Origin of the sequence: Marinobacter alkalisoli (assembly GCF_045449855.1) — a bacterium.
Lineage (GTDB): Bacteria > Pseudomonadota > Gammaproteobacteria > Pseudomonadales > Oleiphilaceae > Marinobacter.
Window position 1 is genome coordinate 1 of sequence record NZ_JBJJLC010000006.1, and the last position, 18432, is coordinate 18432.

The 18432-nt window shown below is 59.7% G+C and carries 19 protein-coding genes; 11 read left to right on the forward strand and 8 right to left on the reverse strand.

Features of this window, described 5'->3' with window-relative positions; all coding sequences use genetic code 11:
* Positions 1-85 precede the first annotated feature (85 nt).
* The 6 genes from trxB to ACJO5Y_RS03510 form a co-directional block, all read right to left on the reverse strand.
* Complete coding sequence (gene trxB, locus ACJO5Y_RS03485; protein ID WP_406985038.1) at positions 86-1036, reverse strand: thioredoxin-disulfide reductase; 951 nt, start codon at positions 1034-1036, stop codon at positions 86-88.
* Between the two features lie 142 nt (positions 1037-1178).
* Positions 1179-2090, reverse strand: a complete 912-nt coding sequence (locus tag ACJO5Y_RS03490) for an AAA family ATPase (protein ID WP_406985039.1) — start codon at positions 2088-2090, stop codon at positions 1179-1181.
* Between the two features lie 7 nt (positions 2091-2097).
* Entirely contained in the window at positions 2098-3018 is a 921-nt protein-coding gene (locus ACJO5Y_RS03495; protein WP_406985040.1) for a carbon-nitrogen hydrolase, read from the reverse strand.
* Positions 3015-4067, reverse strand: a complete 1053-nt coding sequence (locus tag ACJO5Y_RS03500; protein ID WP_406985041.1) for an agmatine deiminase family protein — start codon at positions 4065-4067, stop codon at positions 3015-3017. Before ACJO5Y_RS03500 ends, ACJO5Y_RS03495 begins: the two co-directional genes overlap by 4 nt.
* A gap of 66 nt (positions 4068-4133) precedes the next feature.
* The gene (locus ACJO5Y_RS03505) at positions 4134-4439 is read right to left on the reverse strand and encodes a hypothetical protein (RefSeq protein WP_406985042.1); all 306 of its coding nucleotides are present in this window, start codon (positions 4437-4439) and stop codon (positions 4134-4136) included.
* Positions 4440-4552: 113 nt separating this feature from the next.
* Entirely contained in the window at positions 4553-5152 is a 600-nt protein-coding gene (locus ACJO5Y_RS03510; protein ID WP_406985043.1) for a PilZ domain-containing protein, read from the reverse strand.
* Between the two features lie 111 nt (positions 5153-5263).
* On the opposite strand from ACJO5Y_RS03510, the gene ACJO5Y_RS03515 reads away from it, so the two are divergent.
* Both ACJO5Y_RS03515 and ACJO5Y_RS03520 read left to right on the forward strand, forming a co-directional pair.
* Positions 5264-6505 (forward strand): lipoprotein-releasing ABC transporter permease subunit, encoded by a 1242-nt coding sequence (locus ACJO5Y_RS03515; RefSeq protein WP_406985044.1) that lies wholly within the window; start codon positions 5264-5266, stop codon positions 6503-6505.
* Positions 6498-7217, forward strand: coding sequence for an ABC transporter ATP-binding protein (locus ACJO5Y_RS03520; RefSeq protein WP_406985045.1), 720 nt, complete (start codon positions 6498-6500; stop codon positions 7215-7217). The genes ACJO5Y_RS03515 and ACJO5Y_RS03520 overlap by 8 nt, the downstream gene beginning before the upstream one ends.
* 1 nt (position 7218) lies before the next feature.
* Here the strand turns inward: ACJO5Y_RS03520 and ACJO5Y_RS03525 are convergent, their stop codons facing one another.
* Complete coding sequence (locus tag ACJO5Y_RS03525) at positions 7219-7743, reverse strand: DUF2062 domain-containing protein (RefSeq protein ID WP_406985046.1); 525 nt, start codon at positions 7741-7743, stop codon at positions 7219-7221.
* 80 nt (positions 7744-7823) lie between these two features.
* On the opposite strand from ACJO5Y_RS03525, the gene ACJO5Y_RS03530 reads away from it, so the two are divergent.
* The 9 genes from ACJO5Y_RS03530 to murB all read left to right on the forward strand — a co-directional run bounded on the left by ACJO5Y_RS03530 (position 7824) and on the right by murB (position 16661).
* Entirely contained in the window at positions 7824-10217 is a 2394-nt protein-coding gene (locus ACJO5Y_RS03530) for a DNA internalization-related competence protein ComEC/Rec2 (RefSeq protein ID WP_406985047.1), read from the forward strand.
* An 82-nt stretch (positions 10218-10299) separates the two neighbouring features.
* Positions 10300-10926, forward strand: a complete 627-nt coding sequence (gene pocA / locus ACJO5Y_RS03535; RefSeq protein WP_406985048.1) for a flagellar polar localization protein PocA — start codon at positions 10300-10302, stop codon at positions 10924-10926.
* A gap of 5 nt (positions 10927-10931) precedes the next feature.
* On the forward strand, positions 10932-11357 hold the full coding sequence (locus ACJO5Y_RS03540; RefSeq protein WP_406985049.1) for an ExbD/TolR family protein: 426 nt from the start codon (positions 10932-10934) through the stop codon (positions 11355-11357).
* Positions 11354-13129, forward strand: a complete 1776-nt coding sequence (gene msbA / locus ACJO5Y_RS03545) for a lipid A export permease/ATP-binding protein MsbA (protein WP_406985050.1) — start codon at positions 11354-11356, stop codon at positions 13127-13129. The genes ACJO5Y_RS03540 and msbA overlap by 4 nt, the downstream gene beginning before the upstream one ends.
* Positions 13126-14145 carry a tetraacyldisaccharide 4'-kinase gene (lpxK, locus tag ACJO5Y_RS03550; protein ID WP_406985051.1) on the forward strand — a complete coding sequence of 340 codons (1020 nt, stop codon included), beginning with the start codon at positions 13126-13128 and terminating at the stop codon, positions 14143-14145. Before msbA ends, lpxK begins: the two co-directional genes overlap by 4 nt.
* A 1-nt stretch (position 14146) precedes the next feature.
* Positions 14147-14335 carry a Trm112 family protein gene (locus ACJO5Y_RS03555; RefSeq protein ID WP_406985052.1) on the forward strand — a complete coding sequence of 63 codons (189 nt, stop codon included), beginning with the start codon at positions 14147-14149 and terminating at the stop codon, positions 14333-14335.
* A gap of 12 nt (positions 14336-14347) precedes the next feature.
* Complete coding sequence (gene kdsB, locus ACJO5Y_RS03560) at positions 14348-15136, forward strand: 3-deoxy-manno-octulosonate cytidylyltransferase (protein WP_406985053.1); 789 nt, start codon at positions 14348-14350, stop codon at positions 15134-15136.
* Positions 15133-15618, forward strand: a complete 486-nt coding sequence (locus ACJO5Y_RS03565; RefSeq protein WP_406985054.1) for a low molecular weight protein-tyrosine-phosphatase — start codon at positions 15133-15135, stop codon at positions 15616-15618. Before kdsB ends, ACJO5Y_RS03565 begins: the two co-directional genes overlap by 4 nt.
* Positions 15615-16661: a UDP-N-acetylmuramate dehydrogenase gene (gene murB, locus ACJO5Y_RS03570; RefSeq protein ID WP_406985055.1), complete on the forward strand. Its 1047-nt coding sequence runs from the start codon at positions 15615-15617 to the stop codon at positions 16659-16661. The genes ACJO5Y_RS03565 and murB overlap by 4 nt, the downstream gene beginning before the upstream one ends.
* 27 nt (positions 16662-16688) lie before the next feature.
* On the opposite strand, the gene ACJO5Y_RS03575 is transcribed toward murB, so the two are convergent.
* Positions 16689-18422 (reverse strand): proline--tRNA ligase, encoded by a 1734-nt coding sequence (locus ACJO5Y_RS03575; RefSeq protein WP_406985056.1) that lies wholly within the window; start codon positions 18420-18422, stop codon positions 16689-16691.
* Between the last annotated feature and the right edge of the window lie 10 nt (positions 18423-18432).

The following is an 18432-nucleotide window of genomic DNA, read 5'->3' on the forward strand; positions in this document are numbered from 1 at the left end:
TCCGCCATCCATGGCTCCGCACAGTTTCAGAACAGCCCACCCAACGGCTTCTTCTGACTTCAGAGTAGCCTGCCGTCAGTACAGGTCAATCCTGGTCCAGGAACTTCTCTGCATCCAGTGCGGCCATGCAGCCGAAACCGGCGGAGGTTACTGCCTGGCGATAGACGTGGTCGGCAACGTCGCCGGCGGCGAAGACGCCGGGGATGCTGCTCTGGGTTGCCATGCCTTCCAGGCCGGAGCGGATTTTGATGTAGCCGTTTTCCATGTCCAACTGGCCGTCGAACAGGTCGGTGTTCGGTTTGTGGCCGATGGCGATGAAGACGCCCGCCAGGTCGAGTTCCCGGGTGGAGTCGTCCTTGGTGCTTTTGATGCGCATGCCGGTGACGCCGGTGCCGTCGCCCAGGACTTCGTCGAGGGTGTGATCCCAGACGATGTTGATGTTGCCGTTCTCGGCCTTGTCGAACAGTTTGTCCTGCAGGATCTTTTCGGCGCGCAGGCTGTCGCGGCGGTGTACCAGGGTGACTTCGTCGGCGATGTTGGACAGGTACAACGCTTCTTCAACGGCGGTGTTGCCGCCGCCGATAACGGCGACTTTTTGCTTCTTGTAGAAGAAGCCGTCGCAGGTGGCGCAGGCGGAGACGCCCTGGCCCTTGAACTTTTCTTCGGAATCCAGCCCCAGGTACATGGCGGAGGCGCCGGTGGAGATGATCAGGGCGTCGCAGGTGTATTCGCCGCTGTCGCCTTTCAGGCGGAAGGGGCGGTTGCGCAGGTCGGCTTCGTTGATGGTGTCGTAAACCACGTTGGTTTCGAAGCGCTCGGCGTGCTTGAGCATGCGCTGCATCAGTTCCGGGCCCTGTACGCCGTCGTTGTCGCCCGGCCAGTTGTCTACGTCAGTGGTGGTTGTGAGCTGGCCACCCACTTCAATGCCGGTGATCAGGGTTGGCTTGAGGTTTGCGCGGGCTGCGTAGACGGCAGCGGTGTAGCCGGCAGGGCCGGAGCCAAGGATGATCAGTCGGGAATGCTTGGTTTCGCTCATTTTGGGTCTCTCGTCAAAACTGAAAGTCTACTGGAAAGTGCTGAAGGCTAACATGAACGGGGCGTTGTGCCAGTTGTTTTGGCTAATTTCTGTCATTGAATGATGCTATTCACTGAATGGCGTTGGTTATCAGTGACGCTCTTTAACCAATGACAGATGTGGAGGCAAGAAGTTGCCTGACCCGTTCCGTGCTTTTTCCCGATTCTCCCTGTTCCAGCCGGTGTTCCGCAACTGCGGGAAATACTGCCTGGATGTCGTCGGGCAGCACATGGTGCCGGCCGTCCATCAGGGCCCAGGCCTTGGCGGCGCGGACCAGGCCAAGGCCGGCGCGGGGAGACAGGCCGTAGAGCAGGCCGGGCATGCGCCGGCTGTGTTCCAGCAGGCGCTGGACGTAATCCAGCAGTGCCGGGCTGGCTGTTACGCGGCCAACGGCTTCCTGCAGGGTCGTCAGGTCGGACTGGTTCAGCAGGGTGTCCAGCTTTTCCGTAAGGATGCGGCGATCCTCACCCTCAAGCAGTTCCCGCTCGGCTTTGGGGTCCGGATACCCCAGGCGCAGACGCATGAGGAACCGGTCCAGCTGGGACTCCGGCAGGGGGTAGGTGCCGCCCTGTTCAATCGGGTTCTGGGTAGCGATGACGAAAAACGGGTGGGGCAGTGACCGGGTTTCCCCTTCGATGGAGACCTGCCGTTCTTCCATGGCCTCAAGCAGCGCACTCTGGGTGCGGGGCGAGGCGCGGTTGATTTCGTCAGCGAGTACGACCTGGGCGAAAATGGGTCCCTTGTGGAAGACCAGTGTCCCGGCTTCCTTGTCGTACATGGAATACCCCAGCACATCCGCAGGCAGCAAGTCGTTGGTGAACTGGATGCGCTGGTAACTCAGCCCCATGATCCGGGCCAGGGCGTGGGACAGGGTGGTTTTGCCCATGCCCGGGATGTCTTCTATCAACAGGTGGCCACGGGCCAGGAGCCCGCAAATGGCCAGGCGTACCTGTTGCTCCTTGCCCAGCAATATGGTGTTGAGCTCGTTGACGGCGGTATCAATCATTTTTTTCATGCCGGATTCAGTCCCGTACCCTTTTGAGAATGTCGCTGTAGGCGTCTATGCGTCGATCTCTCAGGTACGGCCATATCCGGCGTATCGATTCGCTGCGGTTGCGGTCGATGGTGGCATGCAGGACGGATTCCGACTGTTCGTCCGCCCGGGCCAGGAATTCGCCCTGGGGGCCACAGATAAAACTGTTGCCCCAGAAACGAATGCCGGCGGAGTGGCCGGATGGGTCAGGCTCGGTACCGACCCGGTTGGGCGCGATGACGGGCAGGTTGTTGGCGACGGCGTGGCCGCGCTGGACGGTGACCCAGGCGTCCAGTTGCCGCGCCTGTTCTTCTGGCTCGTCTGTTGTATCCCAGCCAATCGCGGTGGGGTAGATAAGTACTTCCGCGCCGGCCAGGGCCATCAACCGTGCCGCTTCTGGATACCACTGGTCCCAGCACACCAGGACGCCGAGTTTGCCAACGGACGTTTCAATCGGGGTGAAGCCGCTGTGACCGTCATTGAAGCTTGCGTCACCGGGGGTGAAGTAGAATTTTTCATAGAACCCGGGGTCATCGGGGATGTGCATCTTGCGGTAAAGGCCCGCAATGCTGCCATCCTGCTCAAAGACCACGGCGGTGTTGTGATAGACGCCGTTCATCCGGCGTTCGAAGATTGAGCCCACCAGTACGATGCCCAGTTCGGCGGCCAGTGCAGACAGGTGATTGCTGGTGGGACCGGGGATCGGTTCCGCCAGATCAAATACCGAAGTGTCTTCGGTCTGACAGAAATACAGGGTGGCGTGCAGTTCCTGCAGCACCACAAGTTGCGCCCCCTCCGAGGCAGCCTGCCTGACCAGCTTTTCACTGGTGGCGAGACTGATGGTCTTGTCCGGGCTGGAGGTTTGCTGGATGGCTGCTGTTTTCAGTGCGGCGCGATTCGCGCTGGTCATGGGGTTACCACTCCTGCGGGCAGCTGCATGGTGACACAGTGCAGGCTGCCGTGTTGGTGAATCAGGGGCCGACAATTGATGGGCACGATTTCCCTTTCGGGGAACAGGCCCTGCATGATGGCAATGGCCTCGTCGTCCTGGGGCACGTTGTAAACCGGCAGCAGCACAGCTTCGTTGATGATCAGGAAGTTGGCGTAGGTGGCCGGCAGGCGCTGACCTTCATCATCGAAGATGGCGTCGGGCCAGGGCAGCGGGGTCAGCTTGTATGGGGTCCCGTCCGCCTGACGGAATTGCTGCAATTCCTCTCCCATGGCCGCCAGGGCGCCGAAATGCTCATCCGTCGTATCCGGGCAGGCGACGTAGCAGATATGGTCCGGCGCGCAGAAGCGGGCGAGGGTGTCGATGTGGCTGTCCGTGTCGTCGCCCGCCAGGTAGCCGTGGTTCAGCCAGAGAATGCGGTCGGCCCCAAGTGTTTCAGAGAGCAGGGTTTCGATGTCAGTGCGATCCAGCTCCGGGTTGCGGGTGGGTGTCAACATGCATTCGCTGGTGGTCAGGATGGTGCCCAGCCCGTCGGATTCGATGGAGCCGCCCTCCAGGACAAAATCCACGGACATCATCGGCGTTGTTCCGAAGGCGCCGGCATTGGAAAGATGCTGGTTCAGGGCGTTGTCTTTTTCCCAGGGAAACTTGCCGCCCCAGGCATTGAACCGGAAATCCAGAATGGTCTTTCCGTCCGCTGTGTCCACGGAGATGGGGCCGTGGTCCCTGGCCCAGGTGTCGTTTGCCGGTGCGGGCACCGTAATAACACGACCGGGAAGGTCGTTGTCGCAGGCATAGGCGGTCAGTTGCTGTTCCAGTTCCTGCAAACGCACCACATGCTCACAGCTGATCACCAGGTGTTCGCGTTTCAGGACTGCTTTGGCAATCGCCATAAACACCGGTTCGACATCCTCAAGAATGTCGAACCAGTCAGTGCCGGGATGCGGCCATGTCAGCATGACCGCACTTTGGGACGCCCACTCTGCGGGCAACACGCGTCTGGAAGTCACTTGATAGCCACCTATTGCAAAAAGTCGTCATTCTAACCAAAGGATGACGTTGCGTCAGGATGTGTTTTAACGATTTCGTTTCAATACCGCATGGATAACGCGGTCGTCCTCAAAATAGACGACAAATCCATCGTAATGCCACTGGGAAATGGGGGGGGTGCCCACGGGACCCCTGGTTTGTTGCGGGTCGCCCCAGGCTTTGCGCACGTTGCCCTGCGTCATCCCGGTGCGGGGTAGATCCGCCTGCGACCGTTCAGCCTGCGATCCGACAGGGATCTTCACTTCATCGGCCATGGTCGGACTCACGGGTGACAGGCCAAGGGCTACCACGGTTGTTACAGCGCTGAGCAGGCGGGTTACAGGCTTTTTCATCGGTTCATTACTCCCTGGGAACTTGATGTTCAGCTGAACATCAGACATCTGAAAGACATGGATAAAGCGTAATATCCGAAAAACGTTAGCAAAAGTCACACAGTTTCGTCAGTCTACACGTTTTGGCGTTGCCGGATTTGCCAGCGCATCACATGCCGGGCAATTTGTTGGCGGTCACTGTCGTGAATGCTGGTGAATTCGGTATGAACCCTTGCGCCGCCGGTATCATCCGGGGTGGTGTGGAGGACCCGGGCAATGGCCTGGGGTTGAAACAGTTCGGGAGGCAGGGTCATGCGCAAGGCCAACTGATCGCCTTGCGACCAGGCGCCAGCGGCGCTGTGAAAGGCAAGTCCGCCCTCGCTGAGAGTGACATCCTGCCAGTCCTCCGGTTGCAACGGATTTTGCTCAAAGGCCATAATGCGCGCCAGCGTATCCAGCTTACCGTTCAGGGACTTGATCAGGGACGTCAACAATCGGTCCCGCTCCGCGAGATTTGCAAGCTGGGACCGGACATCCTGGTCCAGCCGTCTCAGGTCGGCGCGCAGGTTGTCCAGGTGATCACCGTTGAACGGGTTGTGCCCGTCCCCGGCGTTATCCGGAACCTTGCGGATTTCCAGGCCAATCCGGTCCTCAATCCGGAAACAGTCCCGGCGATCCGAGGCCGTCTCCGATGTGGAGGCGGACAGGGGAGTGTTGCGTGTTCGTGAGGGCATCGCGGCTCCGTAAGCACCGTATTTTTTGTTTATGTTGAAAAGTTTAGCAGTTTCCAGCCAGTCGTGTGGCCGGGAATCCGAATGACCCGAAGGTAGCAACAGGCACCTCTCATGTTCAGACCTTTATCGTTGTACATTGGTTTGCGGTACACCGCGGCGAAGCGGCGCAACCACTTCATTTCTTTTATCTCCCTCACTTCGATGATCGGGCTGATGCTCGGTGTTGCGGTGCTGATTATTGTCCTCTCGGTGATGAACGGTTTCGACCGTGAGCTGAAGCAGCGCATCCTTGGCATGGTGCCCCATGCCGTGATCGAGGGGGCGGACCAGTTGCGGGACTGGGAATCCGTGGATGCAAAGGTCGAGGAGCACCCCAGGGTGCTCGCCGCAGCGCCGTTTATCCAGGGGCAGGGCATGGTCACCGGTGGTGGTGATGTCCGCGGTGTGATGCTTAACGGTGTGCTTCCGGAGCAGGAGCGCAGTGTTTCGATCATTGAGAATCACATGCTTGAAGGCAGCCTGGATGACCTGAAATCCGGTGAGTTCGGCATTATTATCGGTCGGTTGATGGCCTCCAGCCTGCGATTGCAGGTCGGCGACAAGGTCACGGTCGTGCTGCCGGAGGCCTCTGTCACGCCGGCCGGCGTGCTACCCAGGCTCAAACGGTTTACGGTCAAGGGGATATTCAAGGTAGGCGCCGAGCTTGATGGCAACTACACGCTGATTCACATGGACGATGCGTCAAAGCTGATGCGAACCGGTGGCGAGGCCCAGGGTGTGAGGCTGTTGGTGGATGATCTGTTCGCGGCTCCGAAAGTCGCAGAGCAGGCCGCCCGGGGGCTGGATGGCCGCTACTATATTTCGGACTGGACCCGCACCCATGGCAATTTGTTCCAGGCCATTCGCATGGAGAAGACCATGATCGGGCTGCTGCTGATGTTTATCGTCGCGGTGGCCGCGTTCAATATCGTCTCGACCTTGGTGATGGTGGTGACCGACAAGACCGCGGATATCGCCATCCTGCGAACCATGGGGGCCACTCCGGGCCGCATCATGCGGATCTTTATCATTCAGGGTGGCGTCATTGGCATTTTCGGCACGCTGGTCGGTACCGTGCTCGGGGTTGTGGGTGCGCTGAATATCAGTGCTTTCATTTCGTGGCTCGAAGCGGCTCTTGGGCATCAGTTCCTGAGCGCGGATGTGTATTTCATCAGTTATCTGCCGTCGCAATTGCAGTGGCAGGATGTGGCCATTATCAGTGGCGCTGGCCTGGGCCTGAGCCTGCTGGCCACTATTTATCCCGCCTGGCGGGCATCGAGAATCGATCCGGCGGAGGCCCTGCGATATGAATGATGTGAATACTTCAGCGGCCGGGGCATCGCTGGTTATCGATTGCGAGAAGGTGACGCGCACGTACAACGAAGGCCCGGAAAAACTCACCATCTTCTCTGATATCTCGCTGCAGGTAGCCGCCGGTGAAACGGTGGCCATTGTTGGCAGCAGTGGTGCGGGTAAAACCACGCTCCTGAACCTGCTCGGCGGGCTCGACCGTCCGTCATCCGGCCACATCGCCATTTGCGACCAGGATATCCACCGGATGAGCGAGGCCGGGCGGGCGCGTTTCCGCAACCGGCACCTGGGATTCGTCTATCAATTCCACCACTTGCTTCCTGAGTTCACGGCCCTTGAGAACGTGATGATGCCCTGTGCGCTCGGTGGTATGGATGTCGCTGCAGCCCGGGAGAAGGCCAGGGCCGTGCTTGCGAAAGTAGGCTTGAGCGAGCGTCTGGGACACAAGCCGGGGGAGCTCTCCGGCGGTGAGCGCCAGAGGGTAGCGATTGCCCGGGCGCTGGTGAATGAACCCGAATGTGTGTTGATGGACGAGCCCACGGGGAACCTGGATGAGCATACCGGCGAGGGCGTGCGGCAATTGATCGAGTCCCTGCGTGACCAGTTGGGCATTGCGTTCGTGATGGTTACCCATGACATGAGCATGGCCCGGAGTCTCGGGCGGGTATTGCGTCTGGAGCAGGGGCGGTTACTGGTTGAGCGCGAGGTCGGGTGACCTAGCGCTTGCGGCGGCGCAGGAAGCGCCGTTCCTGCCAGTCTGATCGCACCTTCCGGCGCCACAGGAACTGTATCGACAGGTAGGCTAGACAGGCTGACAGGGTGGCGACGATCAGTGAGCCCAGGTAGAGCGGAATACCGATATCCAGGATGCGTTCACTGATCCACGACCAGGAAGCCTGGAATTCAAAGTTGAGGACTGGCCGGTCCAGGATCCAGGCGCCGATTTTGTAACTGAAGTAGAACATCGGTGGCATGGTCAGTGGGTTGCTGATCCAGACCAGCACCACGGACAGGGGCAGGTTGGCGTTGAACCAGATGGCGAAAAAAGCAGCGGCCAGCATCTGGAACGGCATCGGAATAAAGCACAGGAAAATTCCCACCAGGAAGGCGCGGGAAACGCTGTGACGGTTAATATGCCAGAGGTTGGGTTCATGAAGGATGTCGCCGAGAAATCGCAGCGACTCCATCGCCCTGACTCGATCGGGCGTTGGTAGGTATCGTTTCATGAACTTCTTTGGCATCTGGAAGTTCTGCCTTCTCAGAATGACAGCCCGGGACATGACGTCTTGCCGGAGCTTGGGAATAATCAGGAGGACATGGATTGTCCGGAAGTCTTGTCGCGTTTGCCTGCGGCGTTATCTTACTTTATACCCTCCCGGTCGTGCCACCTCTGAAGTGGCTGATTGTTGCCCTGTTGTCAGTACTTTATGGGCGTTTTGCGTCGACCTCGCGGCGGCTATCCACCGTGCTCATGTTCTTCGTCTGGCTGCTGGCAGGTCTGACCTGGTCATCCTGGCATGCATCAGACCGCCTGCAACATGCCCTCCCGAGTGAGTTGGAAGGCGAGGTGGTCGATGTTTCAGGCTACCTGTGTGAAATTCCCACCGAAGGAAGTTTTAACAGCCTCAGGTTCAGTTTTTGTGTCACCCGCTGGCGCCTTCCTGAAGGATTCAGGGCAAACGACGCCCCGTTGCCCGCCAAGGTAAGGCTGGCATGGTATGGCCGCGACGAGCAATCCCTGCCGGGACACCGGCTTCGCCTGAAGGTTGTGCTCAAGCAGCCGCACGGGGCGATCAACCCCGCCGGATTCCGTTATGAAACCTGGCTGTACCGCAAAGGCTTCCGGGCGACCGGGACAATACGGGGCGTTGATTCCGATACCTCGGTACCATGCGACCTGCATTGCCGCTATATGGCCTGGCGTCAACAGTTGGCTGATGCCGTGGGCGCCAATATGGGTGAGGCCAGGCACTACCCGTTGGTGTCCTCCCTCCTGATCGGGCATCGGGGCGAAATGACGCCTGACCACTGGGAGGTGTTGAAGGCCACCGGTACGATCCATCTGGTGGCCATCTCCGGTCTGCACCTTGGCTTGATCGCCCTCGGCGCGGGGTTTCTGGTCCGCCGATTGCTGCTCTGGTTGCCAGGGCCAACATTTTCGCCGCGTTACGGGCGGTACCTGGTCTATGCCTCCGTTGCCCTGGCCAGTATTGCCTACAGCCTTGCCGCCGGTTTTACGGTGCCAACACGCCGGGCACTGGTTATGGTGCTGGTTGCCGGCTGGGTGGTGATTCATGGTCGCCAGGTACCACCCTGGCGGGGATTGGTGTTCGCTCTTTTCCTGGTGCTGCTGGCAGATCCGTTTTCCCCGCTTGATCAGGGATTCTGGTTATCCTTTGGTGCCGTTACGGTGCTGGTGCTGGTGTTTTCCCGGCGTTTGTCCTCCCCGGGCTGGGCCGGGGCCCTGACGCTTGCGCAGGTAGCCGTGTTTGTCGGCCTGTGGCCGGTCTTGTCCGCGCTGGGGCAGGGGCAGCCTGTCTCGGGTCTGCTGGCCAATGTGTTCGCCATTCCCTGGGTGTCGGTTGTCGTTATGCCGGTGTTGATGGCTGGCGCGGCGCTGATATCGCTGCCGCCGCTGAGCCAGTCGTGGGTGCTGGGCTGTTTTGATCTGGTACTGGGAGTATTGTGGAGCGTGTTGGAGTGGCTATCCTCCCTGGACCTGCCGACTGGTAACCCCGGTGTTCCCGCCACCCTGGGGGTTGCGGCGCTGGCCATCCTTGCCCTGGTAGTCCCGTCATTGCGAATCCGCCTGCTGGTTGTTCTGGTGATGGTGCCCTGGCTGCTGTTGTCCCAGTTTGAGGGGCGCAACGGCAACCGTTTGGTAGAGGTGCCAGAGGTCTGGGTATGGGACGTTGGTCAGGGGTTGTCGGTGCTTGTTCGTCATCAGGATCAGGTGCTGCTCTACGATACCGGGCCATCCATTCCCGGTGTTTTCTCGGCCGTCGAGTCGGTCTTGATTCCCAATTTGTCGAATCTGGGCGTGGGCGTCATCAATACCCTGGTGATCAGCCACGGTGACAGTGACCACGCCGGCGGCTTGCCTCTGCTGTTTGATTCCGTCCCGGTGTCGGAAACCATTACCGGGGAACCGCGCCGGGTGGCCGAACGTTCGGGTGGGGAAGGACCTGCGCCACTGGTCTGCTCCCGGGACCTGAACCGGACTGTCGGCGAGCTTACCCTAGGCTTTTGGCGGCAGCCGGAAGTAACGACTGCCACAGACGCGAACGATACGTCCTGCGTTGTCACCGTCACCACTGCGGACCGGTCTTTCCAGTTGTTATTGCCAGGTGATATCACCAACGCAGTGGAATCTGGCATGCCGGGGCAGCCTCACTTTGCCGGGCTGACCGACCCGGGCGCCTACCGAATTGTGCTGGCGCCGCACCATGGCAGCAAAACTTCCTCGTCTGGCCAGTGGGTGCGGTGGCTTGACCCGGACCTGGTGATATACAGCGCGGGGTACCGGCATCGGTTCGGGCACCCCCATCCTTCGGTTGTAGAGCGTTACCGGGCTGCTGGTAGTCAGCAACTGAATACCGCTTACTCTGGCGCAATACGTTTGAGGATGGACAGCAGCGGCCTGGAAGTCGAGGAGCAACGACAGTCGGCCCCATTCTGGATTCGCCGGCCCGTAACGAATTGGTGGGCATTGTAAAATACCGTGACACAACGGGTGTGGCCTGCGGCGGCAGCTATGCTAAAGTAGCGCGGCTTGTTAACAATCAGGGAGACCAAGCGTGTTCGAGCTGTTGAAAGCCGGTGGCATTCTGATGGTGCCAATTGTAGCCTGTTCCATCCTGGCACTTGCCATAATCCTTGAACGTTTCTGGACGTTGCGGCCCTCAAGGGTAGCGCCTCCCCAGACCATTAATGAACTCTGGCGCTGGATCAAGAAAAAAGAGCTGAATGGCCGCAAGCTCAAGGCGCTGCAGGGTTCCTCTCCGCTTGGCCGGATTCTCGCAGGCGGGCTGATGAACGCCAAGCATGGCCGCGAAATCATGAAGGAAAGCATCGAGCATGAGGCCAGTCAGGTCATTCATGATCTGGAACGTTTCCTCAATCCTCTGGGCACTGTAGCTACCATTACGCCCTTGCTGGGGCTACTGGGGACCGTGATCGGCATGATCAAGGTGTTTGCAGAGATCCAGCTGGCCGGCGTCGGTAACGCGGGCAATCTTGCGGGCGGCATCTCAGAGGCTCTGATTACCACTGCCGCGGGGCTGAGTGTGGCCATTCCGGCGTTGATTGGCCACCGCTATTTCCTCCGCCGTGTTGATGTACTGGTGGTGGGCATGGAGCAGGAAGCCATCAAGTTGGTGGAAGTGGTCCATGGCGACCGTGAAATCGATGTGGAAGGAGCCTGAACGCCGTGAAGTTCAAGCGCCAGAGAAGTCAGGAGGTCGGAGTAGACCTGACGCCATTGATTGATGTGGTGTTCCTGCTGCTGATCTTCTTTATGGTTTCCACCACCTTTACTCGCGAAAGTCACCTTGAGGTGGAATTGCCGGAGGCCAGTGCCGATGTCCGCGCAGAAACCGAAGTGCGGGAAATCGACGTGGTGATCAATGCCGAGGGGCAGTACATCCTCAATGACCGCACGCTCGTCAACAATCGTCGGGAAACCCTGGAACGGGCCGTGCGGGAACTCTCGGAAGGCGACAGCGCTCTGCCCTACGTGATCACGGCGGATGCCCGGACACCCCATGAGTTTGTCGTCAGGGCAATGGACGTGGCTGGCCGCCTGGGATTTGCCAAACTGAGCATTACCACTGAGCGGGAGGCTGACGGGCAGTGAGTGAAACCGCCAACGCTGACGCCAGCGAGCCACAGGAAGCCTCCAACTGGGAGACCTACAAGCGCCTGCTGGCTTACGTCAAACCCTTCTGGCTGGCGTTCTCGCTGGCGGTTCTGGGGAACGTGATCTATGCCGCCGCCTCCACGGGCATGGCGGCTGCCATGGAATACGTGATCCTGGCCATTGAGAACCCCACGGAGCAGAACCGGATCCTGCTCACGTTGCTGATCGTCGGTGTGTTTGCCTTCCGGGGCGTGGGGACATTCCTGAGCCAGTATTTCATCAGCTACGTCGGCCGTCAGGTCATCAATGCCCTGAGGAACCAGGTATTCGACCGGCTGATGACCTTGCCATCCCGTTATTTTGACGACAATGCCTCCGGTCGTCTGGTATCCAAGCTGACCTTCAATGTCGAGCAGGTGGCGGAAGCGACCACCAACGCGGTGACGATCACCCTGCGTGAGGGTCTTACCATACTGGGCCTGCTCGGTTTCATGCTGTACACCAACTGGAAACTGACCGTGGTGTTCCTGGCGGTCGGACCTATCATCGGGCTGGTGGTCAGTTACGCGAGCAAGCGCTTTCGCAAGATCAGTAAACGGATTCAGGGGTCCATGGGGGACATTACCCATGTGGCTTCCGAATCCATCTCCGGATATCGCGTGGTACGGACATTTGGCGGCGAAGACTACGAACGTGAGCGTTTCCGCGACGTCAGTGAACGCAACCTGAAGCAGAGCCTGAAGATGGCATCCACTCAGGCCATCAGCATTCCGGTTATTCAGGTGCTGGTGGCGGTGGCCATTGCCGCGCTGGTTTGGACCATGCTGGCGCCGGAAATTCGCGGTGAAATGAGCACCGGTGAGCTGATCGCCTTTATCACCGCTGCCACCACTATGGCCAAGCCCATTCGCCAGGTGACGTCTGTCCACGCCAAGATCCAGAAAGGGGTGGCTGCGGCCCACGACGTGTTTGGCACCATGGATGAAGAGCCCGAGCACGACGAAGGCACCTACAGCCCGACGCGGGTGAACGGTGACATCACCTTTGACGACGTCTCTTTCCGCTACCGGGACCAGTTGGATGATGTGCTCAGCGGCATCTCCGTGGACATTCCCGCCGGGCAGAGTGTGGCGCTGGTAGGCCGCTCGGGCAGTGGCAAGTCCACTATGGTCAGCCTGCTACCCAGGTTCTATGAATACACCGGCGGCGATATCCGCATAGATGGCCATTCCCTCAAGGAATTCAGCCTGCAGGCGCTGCGTGCCCAGATCGCCCTGGTTACGCAGAACGTGGTGCTGTTCAACGACACCATCGCCGCCAATATTGCCTACGGGGCTCTGCGCCATTGCACCCGTGAGGAAATCCGGGAAGCCGCCGCCAAGGCCCACGCCCTGGAGTTCATTGACCGCATGCCGGCGGGCCTGGACACCATGATTGGCGACAACGGTGTGATGCTTTCCGGAGGGCAGCGGCAGCGCCTCGCGATTGCCAGGGCGCTGCTGAAAAACGCCCCGATCCTGATCCTGGATGAGGCGACATCGGCCCTGGACACGGAATCCGAACGTCATATCCAGGAAGCGCTGGAAACCGTGATGCAGGGCAGGACCACGCTGGTCATTGCCCATCGGCTGTCAACCATCGAGAAAGCCGACCGGATTCTGGTCATGGAAGCAGGGCAGATCGTTGAGTCCGGTCGCCACGACGAGCTGCTGGCCATCGGCGGCGCCTATGCCCAGTTGCACCAGATGCAGTTCAGCGAGCAGGCATGACCACCCTGACGGACAGGCTCTGGTATGGCCGTGGCCGACCCTTGTGGCCGTTATACCCGTTGGCATGGCTGTATCGCATGGTTGCCGAAAGCCGGCGGCGAAAAGCCTGGCAGGCTAAAGATGAGGTGTTGCCGGCGCCGGTTGTGGTTGTCGGCAATATCACGGCCGGTGGTACCGGTAAATCTCCGCTGACGGCCCGGCTTGTCTCACTGTTGAAAGAACATGGCTGGCGACCGGTGATCCTGAGCCGGGGATACGGTGGCCGCTCCGGTCATTATCCCCTGCAAGTTGATCAGACGACCCGCGCCGAGGTGGCGGGCGATGAGCCGGTCATGCTGGCGCTGGAAACCGGTTGCCCCGTGGTTGTCGATCCCGAGAGAAAGCGCGGAGCCCTGTGGGCCCTGGAGCAGCAGCTTGGCGATATCCTGATTTGTGACGATGGCCTGCAGCATTACCGGTTGCCGCGTGATATCGAGCTGGCGGTTTTCGATGCCGAGAGAGGCATCGGTAATGGGGCCGGAATCCCCGTGGGCCCCCTGAGGGAACCTCTGGACCGGCTGTCGGGTGTGGACTTCGTGGTGACCAACGGCGGTAAGCTGGAGGAGATCGAACATCCTGCCCAGTTTCCCATGACGCTGGAGCCGGCAGCCTTGCGCAATCTCAGTACCGGCGAAACGGCCCCGCTGGACAGCCTGCGGGACAAACCGGTGCATGCCATTGCGGGTATCGGTAATCCCCGGCGTTTTTTCGCTACACTGGAGTCACTCGGGGCCCGGGTTTCGGCGACGGCCTTTGCCGACCATCACAAGTTCCGTGCGTCGGATCTTCCGGTCGATGATGGTGTCTGGCTGCTGATGACTGCCAAAGATGCGGTAAAATGCCGGGAGTTTGCACCGGACAATACCTGGGTGTTGTCGGTAAAGGCACAATTGCCTGACGCATTCGCTGAAGCGTTCCTGGCCCGTGTGCGGGAATGCAGGGGCTCCCTGACTATTCATGAATCTGTGAGAACGTAAAATGGATAAGAAATTGCTGGCCATGCTGGCTTGCCCGGTTTGTAAAGGTGACCTGAAGCTGAACCAGGAGAAAACCGAACTGGTCTGCTATCAGGACGCCATGGCGTTTCCGATCCGCGAAGGTATCCCGGTCATGCTGGCAACGGAAGCCCGAACGCTGTCCACTGACGAGCGCCTTGATAAGCGCTGATAGGTAAGTTTCATGTCTTTTACTGTGGTGATCCCCGCCCGTTATGCCTCTACACGTCTGCCTGGAAAGCCATTGGCTGATATTGCAGGCAAGCCGATGATCCAGCATGTCCACGAACGTGCCGGGGAAAGCGATGCCGGCCGCGTGGTCATTGCCACCGACGACGAGCGCATTCAGTCCGTGTGCCTTGGTTTTGGGGCAGAGGTGGTGATGACGTCGCTCGACCATGCCAGTGGTACAGACCGGCTGGAAGAAGTGGCCCGTGTGCTTGGTTTTGCGCCCGACGACCGGGTGGTTAATGTGCAGGGCGACGAACCGCTGATTCCGCCGGCCCTGATCAATCAGGTGGCGAATAACCTGGAGCGTTTCCCTCGCGCAGCCATCGCCACCCTGTGCGAAAAGATTACCGATGTCTCCAGTGTATTGAACCCGAACGTGGTGAAAGTGGTGGCGGACCATCAGGGTATGGCTCACTATTTCAGCCGCGCGCCCATCCCCTGGGCCAGGGAAGCCTGGCGTGACGGAGGCTGGCCTTTGGGAGACGCCGATCTGCCGGAGGATGTGGATTACTACCGTCATATTGGCATCTACGGCTACCGGGTTCAGTTGTTGAATGACTTTGTTCGCTGGGCGCCCGCTCCCACGGAGATGACCGAATCGCTGGAGCAGCTGAGAGCCTTGTATAACGGCGCCCGCATTCATGTCGAAGAAGCGTGCCAGACGCCTCCGGCGGGGGTGGATACTGACGCGGATCTCGAACGGCTGAGGCGTTGGATGGAAACGGAGGCAAGAGGCGCATGAGTGAGCGGAAACCGGTCAATGTTCTGTTTGTCTGCCTCGGCAATATCTGTCGCTCTCCCAGCGCCGAGGGCGTGTTTCGCCACGCTGTCCGCGAAGCGGGCCTGGAAGACAAGATTAATATTGATTCCTGTGGCACCGGGGACTGGCATGTCGGCAACGCGCCGGATGACCGTGCCCGGCAAAAAGCCCTTCAGCGGGGTATCGATATTTCCGGTCTGCGTGCCCGCCAGTTCCATGCCAGCGATCTTGAACGTTTCGATTACATTCTGGTGATGGATCGGCAGAACCTCGCGGACGTGCGGGATATATGGCGTCAGAATGGCGGCACCGAACCCGAACTGTTCCTGAACTATGGCCGCAGCAACCATGATGAAGTACCCGATCCCTATTATGGCGGGGACAAAGGCTTCGAAACCGTGCTGGATCTGATCGAAGATGCCAGCGAGGGACTTCTGGATGTGATACGGAGGCACCAGGCTTGAGCCCTTCACCGGAGCTTGATGAAAACGTCAGCCTGGCGACCATGAACAGCCTGGCGGTGCAGGCCAGCGCCCGCTGGTTCGCTGAAGCCAGATCCGGCGAGGAACTCAAATCCCTGCTGGACGTGGCTGCCCGGAGAAATCTGGCCACGCTGATTCTCGGCGGCGGCAGTAACCTGGTGTTCGCTGGTGATTTTGACGGCCTGGTGTTGCGCATGTCGATTGCCGGCCGTCACTGGGAACAGGTAGAGGACGATTCCGCTGTCCTGGTGCTGGGGGCCGGCGAGAACTGGCATGAGTCGGTGCTGTATGCCGCATCCGCAGGCTACTGTGGCATTGAAAACCTGGCATTGATACCCGGTACGGCTGGCGCGGCGCCAGTGCAGAACATCGGTGCCTACGGTGTGGAGCTGAAAGACACCCTGGTCAGTGTTACCGCCCTTGATCGGGACACCGGTGAGTGGGTGGTGCTGGCCAATGAGGAATGCGAATTCGGCTACCGGGATAGCCTGTTCAAACATCGCCCCGGGCGCTATGTCATCACTGAGCTGCGTCTCAGGCTCTCCCGCTCCAGGACACTTTCCCTGGAGTATGCCGATCTGGCCAATTATTTTGACGACGAGGATGCTTCAACCCTGACTCCGCTCGACGTGGCCGAGGCGGTGATGGCGGTCAGGCGTCGCAAACTGCCCGATCCCGAGCAAATCCCCAATGCCGGCAGTTTTTTCAAAAACCCGGTGGTGGAGATGAGTGTCTGGGAAGCGTTAAAGGCGGCGTATCCGGACATTCCTGGCTACCCGGGTAACGGCAGCGCAAAACTGGCGGCGGCCTGGCTCATTGATCAATGTGGGTGGAAAGGATTCCGTAATGGTCGGGTCGGGGTCCATAACCGCCAGGCACTGGTGCTGATCAACCATTCCGGGGGGTGCGGATCGGATGTACTCGCGCTGGCGGACCGTATCCGACAGGATGTCCTGGCGCGGTTTGGCGTAACGCTGGAAATGGAGCCCGGCGTCATTCCGCCGGAGTTCGCACTGGGGCGATGACCCCAGTGCGGCTGCCTGACATCTGTGTCAGAGCCCGCTGCGTGGCGAAGCACTGATCAGGAATGGCAGGGCCTCGTCCAGGGCGACGTCCTGTTTGTCGGCATCGCGACGCCCCTTGTACTCCAGCGTGCCCGCCTCAAGGCCGCGGTCAGAGACCACGAAGCGGTGGGGGATGCCAATCAGTTCCATATCAGCGAACTTGACGCCCGGGCGCTCTTTGCGGTCATCCAACAGAACATCAAACCCGGCCTGGCGGAGCTGGTCATACAGTTTTTCCCCGGCTTCCGCGACGGTCGGCGATTTATGGGCATTCAGCGTGACCACGGCGACCTCAAAGGGCGCGATCGACTCGGGCCAGATAATACCCCTGTCGTCGTGGTTTTGCTCGATGGAAGCGGCCACAATCCTGGAAACTCCGATACCATAGCAGCCCATCTCCACAATCACGTGCTTGCCGTTTTCATCCAGTACCGTGGCGTTCATGGCTGTGCTGTATTTGTTGCCCAGCTTGAAAATATGACCCACTTCGATGCCGCGACGGATTTCCAGGGTGCCTTTGCCATCCGGACTTGCATCGCCTTCCACCACGTTCCTGAGGTCTTCGACACGGGAGAGTTCCGCGTCGCGGCCCCAGTTCACGCCGGTCAGATGGAAATCTTCCTTGTTAGCGCCGCAGACAAAATCCGCCAGGTGCGCGGCACTGCGGTCAACGATGACCGGCAATGGCAACTTGACCGGCCCGATGGAGCCGGGCTTGCAGCCAACCGCTTTCTCGATTTCCTCATCGGTGGCCATGGTCAGGGGCGCGGCAATGCCGGCCAGGTTCTCCGCCTTGATCTCGTTCAGCGTGTGATCGCCACGGAGGATCAGCGCGACGGGGCCGGACTCGCCGTTCTCGTCTTCCTCGCCTTTGACCAGCAGGGTTTTCACGGTGCGGCTGGCGTCGACGTCAAGGAATTGCGCAAGCATGTCGATCGTACGCTGGCCCGGCGTTGACACTTCTTTCAGCTCTTCCGACGGGGCAGGGCGATCACCGGCGGGTGCGACAGCTTCGGCTTTCTCGATGTTCGCGGCGTAATCACTGTCGGTGCTGAAGACAATGTCGTCTTCGCCCGACGATGCCAGCACGTGAAACTCGTGGGAGGCACTGCCGCCAATGGCGCCGGAGTCCGCCTGTACCGGACGGTAGTCCAGGCCGAGGCGATCAAAAATGGCGCAATAGGTGCGGTGCATGACCTGATAGGTTTCGTTCAGGGATTCGGCATTCAGATGGAAGGAATAGGCATCTTTCATGATGAACTCCCGGGCCCGCATCACGCCGAAGCGCGGACGACGCTCATCCCGGAACTTGGTCTGGATCTGATAGAAGTTGGACGGCAGTTCCTTATAGCTTTTCAGCTCGTTCCGGATCAGGTCGGTAATGACCTCCTCATGGGTCGGACCATAGCAAAAGTCTCGCCCGTGGCGATCATTCATCCGCAGCAGCTCGCCGCCGTACTGCTCCCAGCGGCCTGACTCCTGCCACAACTCCGCCGGTTGCACAGCTGGCATTAACACTTCCTGGGCACCACTCTTGTCCATTTCCTCCCGCACGATACGCTCAACCTTGCGCAGAGTACGCAGGCCCATCGGCAGCCAGGTATAGAGGCCCGAGGCAAGTTTGCGGATCATACCGGCCCGGAGCATCAACTGGTGGCTGATAACTTCGGCGTCCGCGGGTGTTTCTTTCAGGGTAGCAATCAGGAAACGGCTTGCTCGCATTGTGTCTTCC

Bases quoted from the DNA above. Each gene is read 5' to 3' on its own strand.
- trxB (WP_406985038.1), bottom strand. From the start codon at position 1,036: ATGAGCGAAACCAAGCATTCCCGACTGATCATCCTTGGCTCCGGCCCT.
- ACJO5Y_RS03490 (WP_406985039.1), bottom strand. From the start codon at position 2,090: ATGAAAAAAATGATTGATACCGCCGTCAACGAGCTCAACACCATATTG.
- ACJO5Y_RS03495 (WP_406985040.1), bottom strand. From the start codon at position 3,018: ATGACCAGCGCGAATCGCGCCGCACTGAAAACAGCAGCCATCCAGCAA.
- ACJO5Y_RS03505 (WP_406985042.1), bottom strand. From the start codon at position 4,439: ATGAAAAAGCCTGTAACCCGCCTGCTCAGCGCTGTAACAACCGTGGTA.
- ACJO5Y_RS03510 (WP_406985043.1), bottom strand. From the start codon at position 5,152: ATGCCCTCACGAACACGCAACACTCCCCTGTCCGCCTCCACATCGGAG.
- ACJO5Y_RS03515 (WP_406985044.1), top strand. From the start codon at position 5,264: ATGTTCAGACCTTTATCGTTGTACATTGGTTTGCGGTACACCGCGGCG.
- ACJO5Y_RS03520 (WP_406985045.1), top strand. From the start codon at position 6,498: ATGAATGATGTGAATACTTCAGCGGCCGGGGCATCGCTGGTTATCGAT.
- ACJO5Y_RS03525 (WP_406985046.1), bottom strand. From the start codon at position 7,743: ATGCCAAAGAAGTTCATGAAACGATACCTACCAACGCCCGATCGAGTC.
- lpxK (WP_406985051.1), top strand. From the start codon at position 13,126: ATGACCACCCTGACGGACAGGCTCTGGTATGGCCGTGGCCGACCCTTG.
- ACJO5Y_RS03555 (WP_406985052.1), top strand. From the start codon at position 14,147: ATGGATAAGAAATTGCTGGCCATGCTGGCTTGCCCGGTTTGTAAAGGT.
- kdsB (WP_406985053.1), top strand. From the start codon at position 14,348: ATGTCTTTTACTGTGGTGATCCCCGCCCGTTATGCCTCTACACGTCTG.
- ACJO5Y_RS03565 (WP_406985054.1), top strand. From the start codon at position 15,133: ATGAGTGAGCGGAAACCGGTCAATGTTCTGTTTGTCTGCCTCGGCAAT.
- ACJO5Y_RS03575 (WP_406985056.1), bottom strand. From the start codon at position 18,422: ATGCGAGCAAGCCGTTTCCTGATTGCTACCCTGAAAGAAACACCCGCG.